At 59.2% G+C, this 17,989-nt stretch carries 13 protein-coding genes; 5 read left to right on the forward strand and 8 right to left on the reverse strand.

Annotated elements, in window-relative coordinates; genetic code table 11:
- The first annotated feature begins 246 nt into the window (after nucleotides 1–246).
- Nucleotides 247–900: a bifunctional nicotinamidase/pyrazinamidase gene (pncA, locus tag AC09SL_RS13300; protein WP_058543513.1), complete on the forward strand. Its 654-nt coding sequence runs from the start codon at nucleotides 247–249 to the stop codon at nucleotides 898–900.
- Nucleotides 901–941: 41 nt separating this feature from the next.
- Nucleotides 942–1,583: a DUF1345 domain-containing protein gene (locus AC09SL_RS13305; RefSeq protein WP_058543512.1), complete on the forward strand. Its 642-nt coding sequence runs from the start codon at nucleotides 942–944 to the stop codon at nucleotides 1,581–1,583.
- A gap of 204 nt (nucleotides 1,584–1,787) precedes the next feature.
- Here the strand turns inward: AC09SL_RS13305 and AC09SL_RS13310 are convergent, their stop codons facing one another.
- The 6 genes from AC09SL_RS13310 to AC09SL_RS13335 form a co-directional block, all read right to left on the reverse strand.
- Entirely contained in the window at nucleotides 1,788–3,089 is a 1,302-nt protein-coding gene (locus AC09SL_RS13310) for an ATP-binding protein (protein ID WP_058543511.1), read from the reverse strand.
- 4 nt (nucleotides 3,090–3,093) lie between these two features.
- Nucleotides 3,094–3,795 carry a response regulator gene (locus AC09SL_RS13315; protein ID WP_058543510.1) on the reverse strand — a complete coding sequence of 234 codons (702 nt, stop codon included), beginning with the start codon at nucleotides 3,793–3,795 and terminating at the stop codon, nucleotides 3,094–3,096.
- Between the two features lie 178 nt (nucleotides 3,796–3,973).
- Entirely contained in the window at nucleotides 3,974–6,508 is a 2,535-nt protein-coding gene (locus tag AC09SL_RS13320; protein ID WP_058543509.1) for an autotransporter outer membrane beta-barrel domain-containing protein, read from the reverse strand.
- Nucleotides 6,509–6,725: 217 nt separating this feature from the next.
- Complete coding sequence (locus AC09SL_RS13325; protein WP_196764462.1) at nucleotides 6,726–9,554, reverse strand: hypothetical protein; 2,829 nt, start codon at nucleotides 9,552–9,554, stop codon at nucleotides 6,726–6,728.
- 258 nt (nucleotides 9,555–9,812) lie between these two features.
- Complete coding sequence (locus tag AC09SL_RS13330; protein ID WP_058543508.1) at nucleotides 9,813–10,997, reverse strand: pyridoxal phosphate-dependent aminotransferase; 1,185 nt, start codon at nucleotides 10,995–10,997, stop codon at nucleotides 9,813–9,815.
- An 81-nt stretch (nucleotides 10,998–11,078) separates the two neighbouring features.
- A complete protein-coding gene (locus AC09SL_RS13335; RefSeq protein WP_058543507.1) occupies nucleotides 11,079–12,215 on the reverse strand; it encodes a glycerate kinase in 1,137 nt (378 codons plus the stop codon).
- Between the two features lie 213 nt (nucleotides 12,216–12,428).
- Here AC09SL_RS13335 and AC09SL_RS13340 point away from each other — a divergent pair, with 213 nt between their 5' ends.
- Together AC09SL_RS13340 and rarD are read left to right on the forward strand one after the other, a co-directional pair.
- Nucleotides 12,429–13,463, forward strand: coding sequence for an aldo/keto reductase (locus AC09SL_RS13340; protein ID WP_058543506.1), 1,035 nt, complete (start codon nucleotides 12,429–12,431; stop codon nucleotides 13,461–13,463).
- A 155-nt stretch (nucleotides 13,464–13,618) separates the two neighbouring features.
- Entirely contained in the window at nucleotides 13,619–14,503 is an 885-nt protein-coding gene (gene rarD / locus AC09SL_RS13345) for an EamA family transporter RarD (protein ID WP_064106926.1), read from the forward strand.
- Nucleotides 14,504–14,592: 89 nt separating this feature from the next.
- Here rarD and hppD read toward each other — a convergent pair whose 3' ends face one another.
- A complete protein-coding gene (hppD, locus tag AC09SL_RS13350) occupies nucleotides 14,593–15,669 on the reverse strand; it encodes a 4-hydroxyphenylpyruvate dioxygenase (protein WP_058544522.1) in 1,077 nt (358 codons plus the stop codon).
- A 249-nt stretch (nucleotides 15,670–15,918) separates the two neighbouring features.
- Nucleotides 15,919–16,863 (reverse strand): DMT family transporter, encoded by a 945-nt coding sequence (locus tag AC09SL_RS13355; RefSeq protein ID WP_058544521.1) that lies wholly within the window; start codon nucleotides 16,861–16,863, stop codon nucleotides 15,919–15,921.
- 246 nt (nucleotides 16,864–17,109) lie between these two features.
- Here AC09SL_RS13355 and AC09SL_RS13360 point away from each other — a divergent pair, with 246 nt between their 5' ends.
- Nucleotides 17,110–17,973: a LysR family transcriptional regulator gene (locus AC09SL_RS13360; RefSeq protein ID WP_058544520.1), complete on the forward strand. Its 864-nt coding sequence runs from the start codon at nucleotides 17,110–17,112 to the stop codon at nucleotides 17,971–17,973.
- Nucleotides 17,974–17,989 lie beyond the last annotated feature (16 nt).

Below are 17,989 nucleotides of genomic sequence, written 5' to 3' on the forward strand. Positions count from 1 at the left end.
CATGCCCGGTTGGAGGCCGGCGATTGTACTGAATCGTGACAGGGACGCACGAACCAAATGTCAAAAAGCCATCAACGCTGGGATATTTTCGACGAAAGACACATCGCCGGTTTTTTCAGGACTCACACTATTTTTCAGGCAGTCCAAATCCGTTCAACACAAAGCCTTGTGAGCGCTTACGGACAAACACCTGGCCCAAGTGGTTCAGCTACTATCGAAGAACCCCGTCAAGAAGGATTCTTTCATATGAGCGTTCCCGCCAACCGGGCTTTGACCACCGCGCTGGTAGTAATCGATGTACAGAACGACTTCATCCCCGGCGGCCAACTGGCTGTACCGGGGGGCGATGAGATCGTGCCGCTGATCAACCAGTTGGGCCATTCATTCAGGCACGTCGTCCTCGCCCAGGACTGGCACCCGGCCGGGCACGCCTCGTTTGCGTCCAGCCATCGGGGCAAGCAACCGTTCGACATCATTCAATTGCCCTATGGCGAACAGACACTTTGGCCCGACCACTGCATACAGGGCAGCAAGGGCGCCGCGCTGCACCCGACACTCGATCTCGCCCATGCCAGGCTGATCATTCGCAAAGGCTGCAACCCGGACATCGACAGCTATTCAGCCTTCATGGAGGCGGACCACCTGACCCCTACCGGCTTGACCGGCTACCTCAAGGAGCGCGGCATCGACACGGTTTACCTGGTGGGGCTGGCGCTGGATTTTTGCGTGATGTTCTCGGCGCTCGATGCCCGGTTGGCGGGGTTCAACACGTTTGTGGTGCTGGATGCCTGCCGGGGCATCGGTATCGACGGCTCGATGGAGGCGGCGATCCGGCGAATGCAGGAAGCGGGCGTGCAATTGATCGAGTCCAGCGCGATAGATGGCCGCCCCTTCGCTTGACGGCTCATACTAGGCGTCTTCTTTCCGGACAGTGAGTTGCCATGCCCTTCCTCGCCCGCACCCACCCGCGTCTGTCCAGCGCCACGGTCCTTGGCCTGGCGGTGGGTATCCTGGCTCCCGTGGACTCGATCATCAACAAAATCCTGATCGGCTGGAATGTCGGCGTCTGGACCTACCTGGTGCTGATGTCCTGGCTGACCGTTCGAGCCAAGGCGCCCGACGTCCGGCGCATCGCTGAAATCGAAGATGAAAATGCCGGGCTGGTCCTGCTGGTGGTCTGCATCGCCGCGTTGGCCAGCCTGGCGACCATCACCCTGGAACTGGCCGGCAGCCGCGACCTGAATGCCGCCGGCAAGCTGTTGCATTACGGTTTCACGGCAATGACCGTGATCGGTTCATGGTTGCTGATCGGGGTGATCTTCAGCGTGCACTACGCGCGGCTGTATTACACCTGGGAGGGCAAGGAGCCGGCACTGAGGTTTGCCGAAGGGCTGACCACGCCCAACTATTGGGATTTCCTGTATTTCTCTTTCACCATCGGCGTGGCGGTGCAGACCGCGGACGTGGGCGTCGCCACGCGGCAACTGCGCAAGATCGTCCTGGCGCAATCGCTGATCGGGTTTGTGTTCAACACGGCGATCCTGGGGTTTTCGATCAATATTGCGGCGGGGTTGTTTGGCTAATGGCTACCCCCTGTAGGAGCTGCCGAAGGCTGCGATCTTTTGATCTTGATCTTGATCTTGATCGTTCGCTTGCGACTCAATTGTCTGGGACAAGATCGCAGCCTCGTTGCACTCGTCAGCTCCTACATTGGCTCCTATATCAGCTCCTACATCAGTTCTTACATTAGCTCCTACGGATGTGGCGGGCGATATATCGAGCCTGCATCAGGACGGTGTTGGCAGCCACAGCCTGAAGCGCGCTCCGCCCAGTGGCGAGGCTTCGACGGTCAGTGTGCCGCCCTGGGCTTCCAGGGCCCGGCGGCTGATGGCCAGGCCGAGGCCGAAGCCGCCGGTGGCGCGGTCGCGGCTGCGGTCCAGGCGGTAGAACGGCTCGAACACACGCTCGCGTTCACTGTCGGGAATACCGATGCCATCGTCGTCGACCCAGATCTCACAGCCTTGATCACTGACCAGCACACCCACCTGGATCCGCTTTTCGCAATAACGCATGGCATTGCGCAGCAGGTTCTGCAAGGCCCGGGCGGTCAGGCGCGGGTCCAGTACGAAGCGTTCCAGCGCCCCATGCAGCAGCACGTCGATCACCACGTCCGGCGCCGCCAGGTCCTCGTCGACGCTGCCCAGGATGCTGTCGATGAACTCGTCCAACGCCACTTCGACCCGTTCGGGCAGATGCTGCGGGTTCTGCAGACGGCTGTAGGACAGCAGTTCCAGCACCAACTCATCCAGCTCGCGAATGTGCGCCACCAACCCTTGCAGGCGCTCACGACTGGCCATCGGCAGCTCTTCGGACAGCGCCAGGGCCAAGCCGAAGTCCAGCCGCGTCAGTGGCGTGCGCAGTTCGTGGGACACGGCGTTGAGCAGGTCCCGCTGCTGGTTGAGCAAATTCTCGATGTCGCCGGCCATGGTGTCGAACACGTGGGCCAAGCTGCCGATGTTGGAGCTCGACGCGATCTGCGTGCGTTCGCTCAAGTGGCCCTTGCCGAAACGCTCGGCGGTGCGCTTGAGCCGCTCCAGGTCGCGCCAGTGCGGCCGCAACCAGAGCAACAGGCAGGCCAGCATCGTCGCGCCGATCAACACGTTGATGCTCCAGTACAGCCCACTGACCTCGGTCGGGTCCGGGGGCACGATCATCTTGACCGCCATGCGCTCATTCAGCGGCGCGGCGGCCAGGGTTCGCCAGGCCCAGTCGCCCAAACGCACCACATTCTCGCCGCGCTTGAGACGCGCCTGTTCATCGGCGCTGAAGCCCTCGTCATCGACAGCGGCCAGTTCGATGCGCAGCGGCTCGAACTCCTTGTCCATCTGCGCCGCCAGCGCCGGCCACTGCTCGCTGGGCACAGCGCGGAACTGCTTGACCATCAAGGTTTGCAGGCCACGGGAATAATCGAGGTTGTAGGTCAGGAAACGCTCATGGAACAGGCGGACCACCAGTTCCGGCATCAGGTAGATCGCCGCGCTGTAGGAGACGATGGTGACCAGGTACAAGCGAATCAGCAGCTTCCACATCGGCTCAGCATTCCCACTCGGAACGACTGAACAGATAGCCCTTGCCCCACACGGTCTTGATCTTGCGGGCTTCGTCGGCATTGTCGTCGAACTTGCGCCGCAACTTGGAAATCGCCACGTCCACCGAACGGTCGGTGCCGTTGAACTCGATGCCGCGCAGGCGTTGCAGGATCTGGTCGCGGCTCAGCACTTCGCCGGAATGGCGGGCCAGCACCACCAGCAAGTTGTATTCGCCGCTGGACAACTCCACCGCTTGCCCACGCCAGGTTACGGTGCGCTCGGACAGGTCGATGCACAGGTTGCCCATGACAAGGCGGTCGTTGACCGTCTGCGGCTCGGTCAGGCTGCTGCGGCGCAACAAGGTGCGCACCCGCGCCAGCAACACCCGGGGCTCGCAAGGCTTGGTGACGTAGTCGTCGGCGCCCATCTCCAGGCCCAGGACCTGGTCGTGGCTGTCGTCCCGGGCAGTGAGCATCAGGATCGGCAAAGTCGCCGAGTCGGCCCGCAGCAAGCGGCAAACCTGCAAGCCATCCAGCCCCGGCAGCATCAGGTCGAGGATCACCAGGTCCGGCGGATCGACCCGCGCCCGTTCACGCACATGATCGCCACGGCTGAGCACGCTGACCTGATAGCCGTTGCGCTCCAGGTAACTGGCGATCAGTTCGGAGAGTGCGGTGTCGTCTTCGACGAGGAGGATGTTGGGCATGGGTGTATCCAAAGGTACGAGGCGCTGAGAATCTCAAGCCGCCAAGGATATACGCCCTCATCCGCCGCTGAGCAAAACCCTTACATAATTTCACACAGCGTCTACAGATATTTACCGCAAATACAAAAATGCCCCGACATTGTCGGGGCATCACTGTGCTCAAGGCAGCACTCATCAATCAGAAGAAATAACTCAACCGCAAGCTACCACTCCAATCCTGACTGACGGTTGTCCCTTTGCTGCCTCCAACCTGACCAGAGACCTGCCAGTTACGTTGGGCCGGCGTCCACTTCAGGCCCGCACCGTACTCAAGCGCTGTGCTGGCGCGGTCGTCATCGAAGCTGTCGTCGTTGATCCTGACCTCGTTGGTCTTTATGAACTCATGATTAATACCCGCCGACAAACTCGGCTCCAACAGGCTGCCATTTTCGAGACTGATCACGCGTCCGCCCCTGAGGCCCACGTTTCCTTGCAGAGAACGCATAGTGTCGGCTTTGACTTCAAGGCCGTTGTCCAAGCGATAGCTATCGCTCTGGGTCACGCCCGTCGAGACTCGCACCTGCGGCTCGATGAAATAGTTATCTTGCAAGCGAATGTGCTTGCCCACCGCGACCGAACCGCTTGCGCCCAATGCCTTGTAATCACCCTTGGCGCGTGTACCGTCGCTCATGGTGACCCTGGCTTTATTCTTGAACTGGTTGACCTTGGCCATGACGTTGACGAATACACCGCTCTGGACGTCATAAGTACTGCCATAGACACCGAGGTTTACGCTGTCGACCGTTGCGCTGGATCCGTACCGCAGATCCATGTTGGTGTGGCTGGTGCCTACGAAACCACCGAGTACCCATGCACGATTGCCGATATCCACCAATGTGTCGGCACCGCCGGTGATCCCGTTCTGGTTCTGCGAGTAGCCATCGCCATAGGCGTTGTCGACGCTGTATTGATTACCGTAAGTACGTACCCAGACGCTGTTGCTCAACTTGGTGTCGTTATCGCTGGCCGAACGCATTGACGCCTCGGGCCGTGCGCTTAATCCCCGATCACCGATCTGATCGTTGAGCATGTTCATCTCTGCGTTCAAGACGCTACGAGCACTGCCGGCCAAAGCCAATGCGGTATTGGTGGACGGGCTGACGGTGTCTCGGTCGGGATCGAGAAACAAACCCTCCCCGTCCTTCTTCAACCGGTAAACGAACGTACCGGCGTCGACCGTTTCTCGACCACCCAGCGAGAAACTCGCATCGCCAGCGGCGATGTTGCCGATTTTGACGGCTTCGGCACTGGTTGGTGTGGTCCCGGTCGCGGAGACCAGCAACTGATGTTGCCCGCTGGCAGTACCGGTGACATTCAGGAAATCCGTATCGCCGTTACCCAGGTCGGTGCCCATGACAAAGGTACCGCTACCGGACAGCTCGCCGATGTTCAACTGTTGAAACTGCTCGTTCGTCCCCATGCGCACCACGCCGCTGCTCATCCCGAGACGCTGCACGGTACTGTCGCCAGTCATTACCCATTGCGCTGCATTATTGATGTTCAAGTTGCTGGAATTGGTGATCTGGCCGGTCAGCATTGAGCCGTTATTGAGCAATACACTGCCGTTGGTATCCGACAGCACATCGCCTGTCATTTGGCTGTTGTTGTCCAGTTTCAGGTCAAATACGTTCTCCACATTGCCATTGATCACAGAACCGTTATTCAGATTGACTGCGGCCGCTGTACCCGCCACAGCCAGTACGTTGCCGTTCAGCGTGCTGTTGGTGTTGAGGTTAACGTTAGTGACATTCTGCAAATTGCCTTCAAGCGAGGAGGCGTTCTGCATCAACCACGAGATCGTACTGCCCGTTTCGGCAATGACATCGCCGCGAAGCGCGCTGCCATCAACGTTGACGTTGGCAGTGGAGCGGTTGGTGGCTTGCAATAATGTTCCGTTACCACCGTTCAGTTGGGAGCCATTAAGCACATTGATGGTTGCGACGGCGCCAGCAGCACCAAAGGAACCAACAACGATCGCCGAGCCGGTGTCCCCCGTGACGAGCGTATTGTTCAACGTCACCGTACTGGCCTTGACGCCCGTATTGTCCGCGCCGATTCGCAGGCCGTCCTGAGCACCGGAGATCGTACTTCCGGTCGCTGAAAGCGTTGCCCCTTCCAGTTGGACGCCGTAACTGGTTGCGCCGGTGCCACGCACGGTCGAATCGTTGACCGTCAGGACGCTGAAGCCCGTGGCGTTTGCGCCGCCGACGAGGCCGGTAATGGTGCTTGCGCCAGTGACTGTGGCGCTGGAGGCGGTTGGGGTGTTGATGTTACGCCCCAACAGCAGGCCCATGCTGTTGGTACTGGTAATCGTGCTGGCCTGGATCGTGGCAGAGCTGTCACTAAGCGAAAGCGCTCCTCTCCCCACCGAGCTTTCTACAGTTGCGCCAGCCATCACGATATCGGAGCCATTGTGGGCTTCAATCCGCGCACTCTGACCACCATTGAATATGACATTGGCATTTTCCGAGCGGATCGTGAGTGCGCTCGCATTGTTTATTGTCAATGTTCCACCTTGAGACACGGCCCACGTCTCTGGTGCAGGAGGATTAGTAACGGTCTCACTTTCCCCTGGAGCAAGAATTCTGGCATGAACCGCAGGAGTGCCTAGGAACAATACGGCAAGCAGATAGCCCGTTCTCTTGCGATTTATGATCGTTGGAAATTGAGGCATGGGGGACTCCGCATAATCAATTGAACAACTTTTCTTCAAGTAGATAAGTCATAGAAAAAAACGTTCGCTAGACTAAACAGCAACCCAAACGAAATATGTCGGAAATCTCTTCACCAAAAGTAGGAAAAATCCCTTAATACCTGGAGGTACAACCCATATACAGCCTGCCCAACCAAACAGTATCGCGAGAGGGCCAACCCCTCTCGCGATACTTACCTCATGCTGAAGGTACAGCCAACCTGTCGCAGTACTCGCCGCTGGAGGTGATTGTGTCAAGCGGTTTAATGATCGGTATCGAGGTCTGTAAACCACCAATATCGGCTGTGTACCAATACATACCAAATGCACGAGAACCGAGCACCGGTTGCGCTGCTTTGAACACCGCAGCACTTCCGACAGTAGCGACATCCACTGTCGTTGCGTCTTGGATAGTATAGGGCTGTGAATCTTCCGTGCCGGGGATCAAATTACTTCCAGCAGAATCCGTATAAGCCGCAAAATGTGCGGTAATGACTAAACCTGGTGGCAAAAGGGTCGACTTCGGAATAGTAAGAGCCAAACGCCAGTTGGTAGTAGCGTCGTTCATTGCAAAACAGTCGATTTGGTTCTTGGTGGCAGGATTGCGAATCCTGATAGTTGGCTCTGGCAGATCAATTCTCATGCCTCGGACAATGACTGTCTGGGGTCCAGATTTGATTACGTTCTTGTCGATCCCGGTTTTTTGTCGTGTCCAGTGCGCAGTCACACTGGGTGTCGGAAGCGCGGCGATGAAGGCCGCCGTAATAGGCACCTCGAACTCAGTCGCGTCAGTAAAGGGTGAAAAATCGCCCACCAACTGATCGTTCACATAACATTTAGCCGTCTCCGCCGGAGAAATCGCTGGAGCCGCGATCGGGAGCACAACTTTGAATGTACCCGGCTTATCGCGATCACTTGGCAGCAACTCGTTAGGTGTCAGCGACTCTCCCGTTACTTCAGGCAAGGCAAATGCGGGATTGGTCAGATCCGGCAACTCTGGATATGGCCCTCCTGGCGGATACAGATCCATCCAGAAAAACAATGCTGGGGAAGGAAATGGCGTGGCTGTACCGCGCGTCAGTTCAAAATAGGCTTTGACCTCCAAGGCATCTGTTGACGTGCCAAAAATATCCTCTAGCCCAGCGGTATAAGGAAGTGCAAAGTTTAAATCCACACCGGCAAGGGGTTGGGAGCCAAACGTCTTGAAATTAGTTGGGTCATTGGCCTCTTCGACGTAAAACGTTATCTCGTCGCCTGGCTCAGCATTTTCGATGGGCAAACGCTCGACAATGCCCGACACCCCGCTGCCGGAAAAATCATCGAGGTATAAGGTTGTCGTTCCATCCGGATCAGTGACCGGGACTAAAGGATGCTTATTCAGGATCGGATCCAGCGCAAGCGCCAACGTCAACAGCGCGGTGGGCAATGACCTTGCGCTTCTATTTCCAGGAAGGTCCGTCCAAAAATAATGGATGTTGATGCGCCCGTTCGGCAACCCTCGCAAGACGCTACTTGCCACCGTAAACACACCAGTAGCGGGAACTGGCGCGTTGTAGACCTCAATATCCGTACCGCCAGCGGAAAGATGCACCTCCAGCACATCGTCGAGACGACGTAATGGATAGGACACGTCAACCATAAATTCCAGTTCTGTGTTGACGGCCAGCCAGGTTTCGTCCACCCGTCTCTGGGCATCCGCGGGCGCATTGGTAAAGGCCGGCGCAGGCGAAGGCGGATTTTTTTTACGTGAAGGATACTTGACTTCAAACGGTGCCGTCCGGTCTATGTTGAACTCTACAACATTGGTTTTATCAAAGTTGCCCCCAGCGCCTTTAAAAAACTTAAACATAACCTGCCAACGGGTGGGGGCTGCGGGTTGCGGATCTTCAGTAAAGTCAGCCGCTGGAAGAGGAATAGGTATGACGCTGGCAGGTCGGTCAGCGATCGGGCCAAGTTCCACAGTATTTCTAGCCACGTCGTCAATCTGTTCTCCTACCCGTGCATAGAATAGGTCAACCTCGTCTCCCTCCTCCTCTTCCGAGGGTACAGGCCGCTGCAGATTTGCAATAATTTCGCCGGACTCCAAAACAGCGATCGAGATTGAATCGTCCGCCAATGTGTCGATACTCAGATCTAGATCCAGCGTTCCGGAACGACTGGACATGAGGCGATGTTTTGGGGGAAGAATTTTGATAGCCATATTTCTCTCTCCTGACACATTCATATTTGAGGGATTACTTTCACCCGGTGTCACTCTGTCTATTTTCACCAACCCTTTCTTTGACTCGGCAACGAGCCTCCCCCCTTGAGAGAGTTCATAGATAACTACTGCAGAATCGTTATCAACCAGCGGCCTGATATTTGGCTGAAACGGAACTACCAAATCAAAACCAGCTGATATGTCTGGCGCTTGAAGCGTTCGTTCCCAGACGCCATATGCCTCCGAAACTGGCGGACCGCTGCCATTCAAGCTCGAATAGCCTTGCCATTGAACTTTCACCCGATCCCCGGGCACGGCGATACTGGCCAAACTCGGTATTGCGATCGTAGCGCCACTCGTTAACGGCGGAACGGTGTGGTTATTCAAATACCCCCAAAGAGTCGCGTGCGGAAATGTTGGCTCATCCAATATTATGAGCGGTGTGTGATTGATGGTGAGTTTTCTTTTAGGGGAGGGGTCATCCGTGCCACCTGCTCCCTTCCATACTTTGTAATAAATATATGCCACACCATCCCTGGCCAAATGCTGAGGCGTCAAGTCGAAATATAAAAAATCCACCGCCAGGGGCACTGGATAGAACACGGTGTAAAGCCGATTTTCTAACCCATCTTGAAACCAACTGATCCAGAGCTCATCATTGGGTTGCGGTTCAATCCAATACGGGATAACAATTCGAGTCCCCCGTTGCAATATTTCGCGAGGCACATGACCTTCCAGATCATTATCATTGATGCCCTCCACCAAGAGGGGCTTCGCCAGAACTTCGCTATTCGTACCCCGCATCCGACTTTCTTCTAGCGAAGCCATCGCAATCACCTTGTCAAAAACCTGAATCAAAATTTCCTAGGTCCATAAGGTCATTTAGCGCGGAGCGATGATAATTTCCAACTGTCAGATCTGACAGGTAACAACGCCGTTCATCGGATAAACGAAAAGAACCGAGACTTGGACAAACGGATGGAGGGATCAAAACAGATAACGAGGGGGACGGCGCTCGCTCAATGCAAACGAGTGCCTTCCCCCATTACAAATGGGCTCAGAAGGGGATTTGCGTTTACTTAATTGTCAGATAGGCGGGTTTACTAACCGCGCGGCGCAATCTGCAATTCGTCCACAGGCGATAGCCAGCTCCCCCCGTCCCACCACCAACCCAACCCGAATATGCCCCGCCGCACTCGGACCAAACGCCTCCCCCGCCAGCACTGACACCCCATACCCATCCAACAAGCGCTCGGCAAACGCTTGGGCCGCCAGCCCCGTCTCACGTACATCGACCATCACGAACATGCCGCCATCGGGCCGCACCGGCTTGAGGCCAGGGCAGCCCTCAAGCGCCGCGCACACCAGGTCCCGGCGTTGCCGATATTCCTCACGCATCCGCGCCACTTCCGGCAGGTCTTGCTCCAGCGCAACCTGGGCACCGCGCTGGACGAAGTCCGGCAGGCCGAACAGCATGCACAGCGACAGGTTCGCCAGATGTTCGGCCAGCGGTTCAGGGCCGATGGCCCAGCCGATACGCCAACCGGTCATGGCGTGGGACTTGGACAGGCTATTAATGGTGACGGTGCGCTCGGCCATGCCCGGCAGGCCGGCCGGGCTGATGTGTTCGCCTTCGTACAGCAAGTCGCTGTAGACCTCGTCGCTGATCAGCCACAGGTCATGGTCGATGCACAGGTGCGCCAGCGCTTGCCAGGTCGGCAGTGGCAGGCTGGCGCCGGAGGGATTGTTGGGACTGTTGAGCAGCATGGCGCGGGTGCGCGGGGTGATCAGCCGGGCGACATCGGCCGGTTGGACCCGGAACGCGTTTTCCGGGCTCACCGGCACCGGCACCACTTTCGCCCCGCAGGCACCGAACACCGCTTCGTAGGTGACGTACATCGGTTCGGGGACGATTACTTCATCGCCGGGGTTGAGCAGGCATTGCGCGACCGCGTAGACAGCGCATTGGGCACCGGGCAGCACCGTGACGTGCCCGGCGTCCACCGGTTGGCCGCAACGTTCTTGATGGCGCCGGGCAATGCTGGCCCGCAGGGAATGCAGGCCACGGGTATCCGAGTAATGCGTGTCGCCGGCGCGCAGGCTGGCAACAGCGGCCTCGACGATGGCGGGCGGGGTGTCGAAGTCCGGATCGCCCACCGACAGCAACAACACATCCATGCCCTGTTCGCGCATGGCCAGCGCCCGATCATGAATCTGCCAGGCGGCGGCACCTTCGCCGGTGATGCGTTGGGTCAAGACTGAGAAGCGCATGTATCTCTCCTGATTGCGCGATATCCAGCCTCAACCCTATCTCAAATTCAACAGTGTGGGAGCAAAGCTTGCTCACAGGATTTACCGCGCCGCTACCCGCCAAAGCCGTGCAATGTCCCGGGCGCGCTCGCGCAGCAGGCGCGGGGCGTCGGTGCAGGCTTGCTGCAAGGTCATCGGCCCGCTGGCCAGGGCGAAGGCGGCGTCGATGCCATGTTCATACAACGCCTGGTAGCCCTCCCCCAGCGTGCCGGCAATGACCACCACCGGTACGCCGTGCTGGCGGGCGATGCGGGCCACGCCGAAGGGGGTCTTGCCGCGCAGGGTCTGGGCGTCGAAACGGCCTTCGCCGGTAATCACCAAATCGGCACCGCTGACCGCCTCGGCCAGCCCGGTCAGCTGGGCGACGACGTCCACCCCGGTACGAAACTGCGCCCCTAAAAACGCCTTGGCCGCGAACCCCAGGCCACCGGCGGCGCCGCTGCCCGGCTCGTCGCGCACATCCTTGTTCAACGCCCGGGCGCAATGTTCGGCGAAATGCCCCAGGGCCTGGTCCAGCGCCTGCACTTGAGACGCCGAGGCACCCTTCTGCGGACCGAACACCACCGACGCGCCATGGGCGCCGCACAGCGGGTTATCGACATCGGCGGCGATCTCGAAACTGACTTGGGCCAGGCGTGGGTCCAGGTCGCTCAGGTCGATGCGCGCCAGGTTCGCCAAGGCCAGGCCACCGGGAGGAAGGGGTTGGCCCTGGTCATCCAGCAACGCCACGCCCAGGGCCTGCATCGCACCGGCACCGGCGTCGTTGGTGCCACTGCCACCGATCGCCAGGATCACCCGACCGGCGCCTTCATCGAGGGCGGCGCGAATCAGCTCGCCGGTGCCGAAGGTGCTGCTGGAACAGGCATCGCGTTGCCCCGGCGGCACCAATTGCAAGCCACTGGCCTCGGCCATTTCGATGATTGCGGTGCGGCTCTCGGCCAACCAGCCCCAGCGCGCCTCGACGGCAACCCCCAACGGACCACGAACCCGGGTGCGGCGCCACTCACCGTTGCAGGCCGCCAACACCGACTCCACCGTCCCTTCCCCGCCGTCGGCCATCGGGCATTTGATCAACTGCGCATCCGGCCAGACCTCGGCCAGCCCCTGGGCGATGGCATCGGCAACACCCTGGGCGCTGAGGCTGTCCTTGAACGAGTCGGGGGCGATGACTATTTTCATATTATTCTCCTGTTTCGATGCACAGCATGTTGCCAGCTGACCGCAGCCGTGACGCCGGTCCGCTGCACAAAAGGCACCGGGCATTATTGTTCAAATTCACAACTGTGGGTGCGGGCTCCCACAGTTGATTGGGGTGTTTGATAAATCTGTTTGATCCGTGCGACTGTTCTGGGGTTTGATTGAGGCTTTCCCCATGGATAAAAGGATCTTGTCATGAGCTACCGCACGCTAGGCCATTCCGGGTTGCAAGTCTCGACGTTGACCCTGGGCACCATGATGTTCGGCGAACAGACCAGCACCGAGGATTCGCTGCGGATCATCGACAAGGCCTGGGACCAGGGCATCAACTTCATCGACACCGCGGACGTCTACACCAACGGCCGTTCCGAAGAGATTGTCGGCGAGGCGATCGCCCGCCGCCGTCAGGAATGGGTGCTGGCCACCAAGGTCGGCTTCGGCCCGCCAGACGGCGTGCCCAACCGCAGCGGCCTGAGCCGCAAGCACCTGTTCAATGGTATCGAGGCGAGCCTGACGCGCCTGGGCACCGATTACCTGGACATCTATTACCTGCACCGCGAAGACCACAACACGCCGTTGCACGTCACCGTGTCGGCCATCGGTGATTTGATTCGCCAGGGCAAGATCCGCTACTGGGGCCTGTCGAACTACCGTGGCTGGCGCATCGCCGAGGTGATCAGGATCGCCGACAGCCTGGGTATCGACCGGCCGGTGATCAGCCAACCGCTGTACAACATCGTCAATCGCCAGGCGGAAACCGAGCAGATCACCGCAGCGCAGAACTATGGCCTCGGCGTGGTGCCGTTCAGCCCCCTGGCCCGCGGGGTGCTCAGCGGCAAGTACGCGCCGGACGTGGCCCCGGACGCCAACAGCCGTGCCGGACGCCAGGACAAACGTATCCTGGAAACCGAATGGCGGGTCGAGTCCCTGCGCATTGCCCAGCAGATCCTGCAATACACCCAGGGCCGTGGCGTAGGTATCGTCGAGTTCGCCATCGCCTGGGTGCTGAACAACAGCGCCGTGACCTCGGCCATCGTCGGGCCGCGCACCGAGGAGCAGTGGGATTCGTACACCAAGGCGCAGGCTGTGAAGATCACCGCAGAAGATGAAGCCTTCATCGACTCGCTGGTGACACCGGGGCATGCTTCGACGCCGGGGTTCAATGACGTGGGGCATTTCGTGTCGGGGCGGGTGCCTGTGGGAGCAAGGCTTGCCCGCGATGAACGATAACGCGGTTCACTCTTGGACCGCGGCGTGGCTATCGCGGGCAAGCCTTGCTCCCACAGGCCTTGCTCTCACAGGTCTTGCTCCCACATGATTCGCTCCCACAATCAACACCCTCGCCTCAGGTAGGGTGTTGATTGATCGCCCTCAAGAGAATCACCGTGTCCAAAGGCATCGTTCTATCGGTCTCGGCCTCTGCGCTGTTCGCCGTCATGTACTACTACACCTCGCTGCTCTCACCGCTGACCGGCGTGGAAATCTTCGGCTGGCGCATGCTGCTGACGATGCCCTGCATGACCGCATTCCTGCTGGTGACGCGGGAATGGAAACTGGTCACGGCGCTGATCCAACGCCTGATCGCCACGCCACGGCTGTTGATCGCGGCGATCGCCTCGTCGGCGCTGATGGGCGCGCAACTGTGGCTGTTCATGTGGGCACCGCTCAATGGCTACAGCCTGGACGTGTCGCTGGGATACTTCCTGTTGCCGCTGTCGATGGTGCTGACCGGACGCATCGTTTATGGCGAACGCCTTTCCTATCTGCAGAAAGTCGCCGTGTTCTTCGCCACCCTGGGCGTGTTCAACGAGTTGTACCAAGTGGGTGGTTTCTCCTGGGCAACCTTGCTGGTGGTGCTCGGCTACCCGATCTATTTCATCCTGCGCAAACGCATCAAGACCGACAACCTGGGCGGGCTCTGGCTGGACATGACCCTGATGCTGCCTGTGGCGCTGTGGTTCGTGCAAAGCGGTGAACAGGGCCTCGACGTTTTCGATCAATACCCGTGGCTGTCGCTGCTGATCCCGTTGCTCGGGGTGATCAGCGCCAGCGCGCTGGTGTCCTATATCGTCGCCAGTCGGCTGCTGCCGTTCAGCCTGTTCGGGCTGTTGAGTTATGTCGAACCGGTGTTGCTGCTGGGCGTTGCGCTGCTGTTGGGCGAAAGCATCAAGGCCGGTGAATGGCTGACCTACATCCCCATCTGGATGGCGGTCGCGGTGCTGGTGTTCGAAGGGTTCAAGCATTTGGTGCGGCAGCAGCGCCGGACTTAAGGTCACCGCCTGACCACAAGGGATTCTGTATTGGCAATGAAAAGCCCGCCCGGCATCACTGCCGGGCGGGCTTTTTCATGGCTCAGGCCTTACTCGGTCGCCAGCACACCACGACGCACCTGGTCGCGTTCGATGGATTCGAACAGCGCCTTGAAGTTGCCTTCGCCGAAACCATCGTCGCCCTTGCGCTGGATGAATTCGAAGAACACCGGCCCCATCAGGGTTTCCGAGAAGATCTGCAGCAGCAGGCGTTTATCGCCCTGCTCGGAAGCACCGTCCAGCAGAATGCCCCGCGACTGCAATTCATCGACCGGTTCGCCGTGGTTCGGCAGGCGGCCTTCGAGCATTTCGTAGTAGGTGTCCGGCGGCGCGGTCATGAAGCGCATACCGATACTTTTCAGGTGATCCCAGGTCTTGATCAGGTCATCGGTGAGGAAGGCCACGTGCTGGATGCCTTCGCCGTTGAACTGCATCAGGAACTCTTCGATCTGCCCGGCGCCCTTGGACGATTCTTCGTTCAACGGGATGCGGATCATGCCATCCGGGGCGGTCATGGCCTTGGAGGTCAGGCCGGTGTATTCGCCCTTGATGTCGAAGTAACGGATCTCGCGGAAGTTGAACAGTTTCTCGTAGAAGCCGGCCCAGTAGGCCATGCGCCCGCGATACACGTTGTGGGTCAGGTGGTCGATGATTTTCAGCCCCGCGCCCACCGGGTTGCGGTCAACGCCCTCGATGAACACAAAGTCGATGTCATAGATCGAGCTGCCTTCGCCAAAACGGTCGATCAGGTACAGCGGCGCACCGCCGATGCCTTTGATCGCCGGCAGGTTCAGCTCCATCGGGCCGGTCTCGATGTGGATCGGCTGGGCGCCGAGTTCCAGGGCACGTTTGTAGGCCTTCTGTGAATCCTTGACCCGGAACGCCATGCCGCACACTGACGGACCGTGCTCGGCGGCAAAGTACGACGCCACGCTGTGGGGTTCGTTGTTGAGGATCAGGTTGATCGCGCCCTGGCGATACAGGTGCACGTCCTTGGAGCGGTGGGTGGCCACTTTGGTGAAGCCCATGATCTCGAAGATCGGCTCCAGGGTGTTGGGGGTCGGGGATGCGAATTCGATGAATTCGAAGCCCATCAGGCCCATGGGATTTTCGTATAGATCTGCCATGTCGGCGCCTCATCAGTCGGGTCAATTAACAAAAACGTTAGTTGCTGGCCATGCTGAGGACACGGGGCGGCGCGCAGGAAATGCCACGAACGCTGCGGGCGAGGAAATCGCCATAGATCAGTTGAAACCCAAGTATCTTCATTGTCGACCCAAGGCTCTTGCGGGCGAGGCTTCTGCTGCCAGAAGACGTTATTCTTATATGCGTAAATCGATTCTACACAGCGTAACCAGGTTTGTCCGCCTTCTGTATCAAATCGCCTTTTTCTTCGACCGCGCAAGGGGTTTGTTGCACAGGAAAATGCCCAGCAGGATCACGCCCCCGCCCACACACATCAAGGCCGTGAGCCGTTCGTCCAGCAGCAGCGCCCCAAGCAGCACCGCCGTCAACGGATTGAGCGCGATGAACACCCCGGAACGGGTCGCGCCGATCCGGCGAATGCCGTCGTACCAGGCGATATAGGCCAGGGCCGAGCCCAGCACGCCGAGGTACAACAGGCTCAGCCATTGCTCCACATCCAGGCCGCGCAGGGCCTCGAAGCGAATCTCGCCGGCAGTCGCGCAGGCCAGCCACAACATCAGCGTGCCCAGCAGAATCGACCAGGTCACGGTCTGCAAGGGGCCGAGGCTTTCATTCAGGCTCCTGGAAAACAGCGAATAGATGCCCCAGCCCAGCACGCAGCCAAAAATCAGCAAATCGCCGATCCAGCCCTGCGCCGCGCCTTGCAACAGGGACGGATCACGACTGACGATTACCAACCCCGCCCCACCGATGCACAGCATGATGCCCACCACTTTCAGGTGGCTGAGCCGCTCCTTGAACAACCACCAGGACGCCAGCCCGATCACCGCCGGGTTCAAGGCCACGATCAGCGAGGCCCGCGACGCATTGATGTACTGCAAGCCATAGAAGAAGCACAGGTTGTAGAAAAAGATGCCGAACAACCCCAGCGCGGCCAACTGCAGCCCCTGCTTCACACTGGGCCTGGCCAGCGGGATCCCAGCCAGGGCGAGAAACGCCAGCAGCGCGATGCTGGCCAGCAGGAAACGCAGGCTGGCGGCGAACATCGGCGCCAGGGCATCGGCAAGGATCCGACCGGCCACGAAGGTCCCGCCCCAGATCATGGTGACCATGGCGAGCTTCAAGTAGACCGGCAGGTCTGACGGGGTTGGGAGGGTTTGTTCGAAGGTTTTCATGGTTCACCACCACACATTAATGGGAACAACGCAAAACCTGTGGCGAGGGGGATTAATTGTGGGAGCAAAGCTTGCTCGCGATGAAGGCGGCGCGATTCAGCAGGCAAACCGAGTCATCGCTCATCGCTAGCAAGCTTTGCTCCCACAGGGTGGAACCTTGCCACAGGTGTAGTGTTGCTTCCGGATTCAGGTCAGATACCTCATTATCTGGCTCATGCCTCGTCATCGTAAAATGAGCAATTACTCATGACCCTCACCCAACTCGAAATCTTCTCCCTGGTCGCCGAGCTGCGTGGCTTCACCGCGGCAGCCACACGATTGGGCATCGGCCAGTCAGCGGTATCCCACGCCATCAAATCCCTGGAGCAAGAATTGGGCGTGGATTTGCTCAGGCGTCATCAGTCCCAGGTGGAACTCAGCGACATCGGCCAACAACTGCTGCTGCGGGCCCGGGCCATGCTCGGGCTGGCCAACACCTTGCGCCAGGAAGCTGCCGATGCCCGGGGCATGCGCCGAGGCACCTTGCGCATCGGTTCGTTCGGGCCAACGTCATCGATGAAGCTGTTGCCCGGTATCCTGCGGCGCTATCGAGACTTGCATCCGGGCATCGAAGTGCACATCGATGAGGGGCCCGACAGGCAGGTCATCCAATGGCTGGACGAGCGGCGGATCGACGTTGGCTTCGTGGTGCTGCCCGAGGAACGTTTCGATACGTTCATGCTGATGGAAGATCAGATGGTCGCCCTGTTGCCCACTCACCATCCCCTCGCCGCCCAGGCCCGCCTGAGCCTCAAGGATCTGTGCAACGACCCCTTCGTGCACACCGAAGCGGGATCGTCGGAGCTGGTTTCGCGCCTGTTCAACGCCGCCCGGCTGACCCCGAATGTGCGTTTTCGTTGTTCGCAACTGCTCAGCACCCTGGATATCGTCAGGCGCGGCGAGGCGGTGAGCGTGGTGTCCGAAGGTTCGTTGCCGGAGGGCGAAAGCCTGGGCTTCGTCGTGCGCCCCTTGTCACCGCGGGTGCCGCGCCAGATTGGCCTGGCAGTCCTGGACAGCCGCCAGGCCTCGCCCGCCACCCTGGCGTTTATCGAGCTGGCCCGGCAGTCATGAGCCCAGCATCAAACCT

Source organism: Pseudomonas sp. PF05 (genome assembly GCF_056521845.1).

What these genes read in the sequence shown, in the direction of transcription:
- pncA (WP_058543513.1), top strand. Translation starts at nt 247, where the DNA reads ATGAGCGTTCCCGCCAACCGGGCTTTGACCACCGCGCTGGTAGTAATC.
- AC09SL_RS13310 (WP_058543511.1), bottom strand. Translation starts at nt 3,089, where the DNA reads ATGTGGAAGCTGCTGATTCGCTTGTACCTGGTCACCATCGTCTCCTAC.
- AC09SL_RS13355 (WP_058544521.1), bottom strand. Translation starts at nt 16,863, where the DNA reads ATGAAAACCTTCGAACAAACCCTCCCAACCCCGTCAGACCTGCCGGTC.
- AC09SL_RS13340 (WP_058543506.1), top strand. Translation starts at nt 12,429, where the DNA reads ATGAGCTACCGCACGCTAGGCCATTCCGGGTTGCAAGTCTCGACGTTG.
- AC09SL_RS13325 (WP_196764462.1), bottom strand. Translation starts at nt 9,554, where the DNA reads ATGGCTTCGCTAGAAGAAAGTCGGATGCGGGGTACGAATAGCGAAGTT.
- AC09SL_RS13305 (WP_058543512.1), top strand. Translation starts at nt 942, where the DNA reads ATGCCCTTCCTCGCCCGCACCCACCCGCGTCTGTCCAGCGCCACGGTC.
- AC09SL_RS13320 (WP_058543509.1), bottom strand. Translation starts at nt 6,508, where the DNA reads ATGCCTCAATTTCCAACGATCATAAATCGCAAGAGAACGGGCTATCTG.
- AC09SL_RS13335 (WP_058543507.1), bottom strand. Translation starts at nt 12,215, where the DNA reads ATGAAAATAGTCATCGCCCCCGACTCGTTCAAGGACAGCCTCAGCGCC.
- AC09SL_RS13330 (WP_058543508.1), bottom strand. Translation starts at nt 10,997, where the DNA reads ATGCGCTTCTCAGTCTTGACCCAACGCATCACCGGCGAAGGTGCCGCC.
- AC09SL_RS13360 (WP_058544520.1), top strand. Translation starts at nt 17,110, where the DNA reads ATGACCCTCACCCAACTCGAAATCTTCTCCCTGGTCGCCGAGCTGCGT.
- AC09SL_RS13315 (WP_058543510.1), bottom strand. Translation starts at nt 3,795, where the DNA reads ATGCCCAACATCCTCCTCGTCGAAGACGACACCGCACTCTCCGAACTG.
- hppD (WP_058544522.1), bottom strand. Translation starts at nt 15,669, where the DNA reads ATGGCAGATCTATACGAAAATCCCATGGGCCTGATGGGCTTCGAATTC.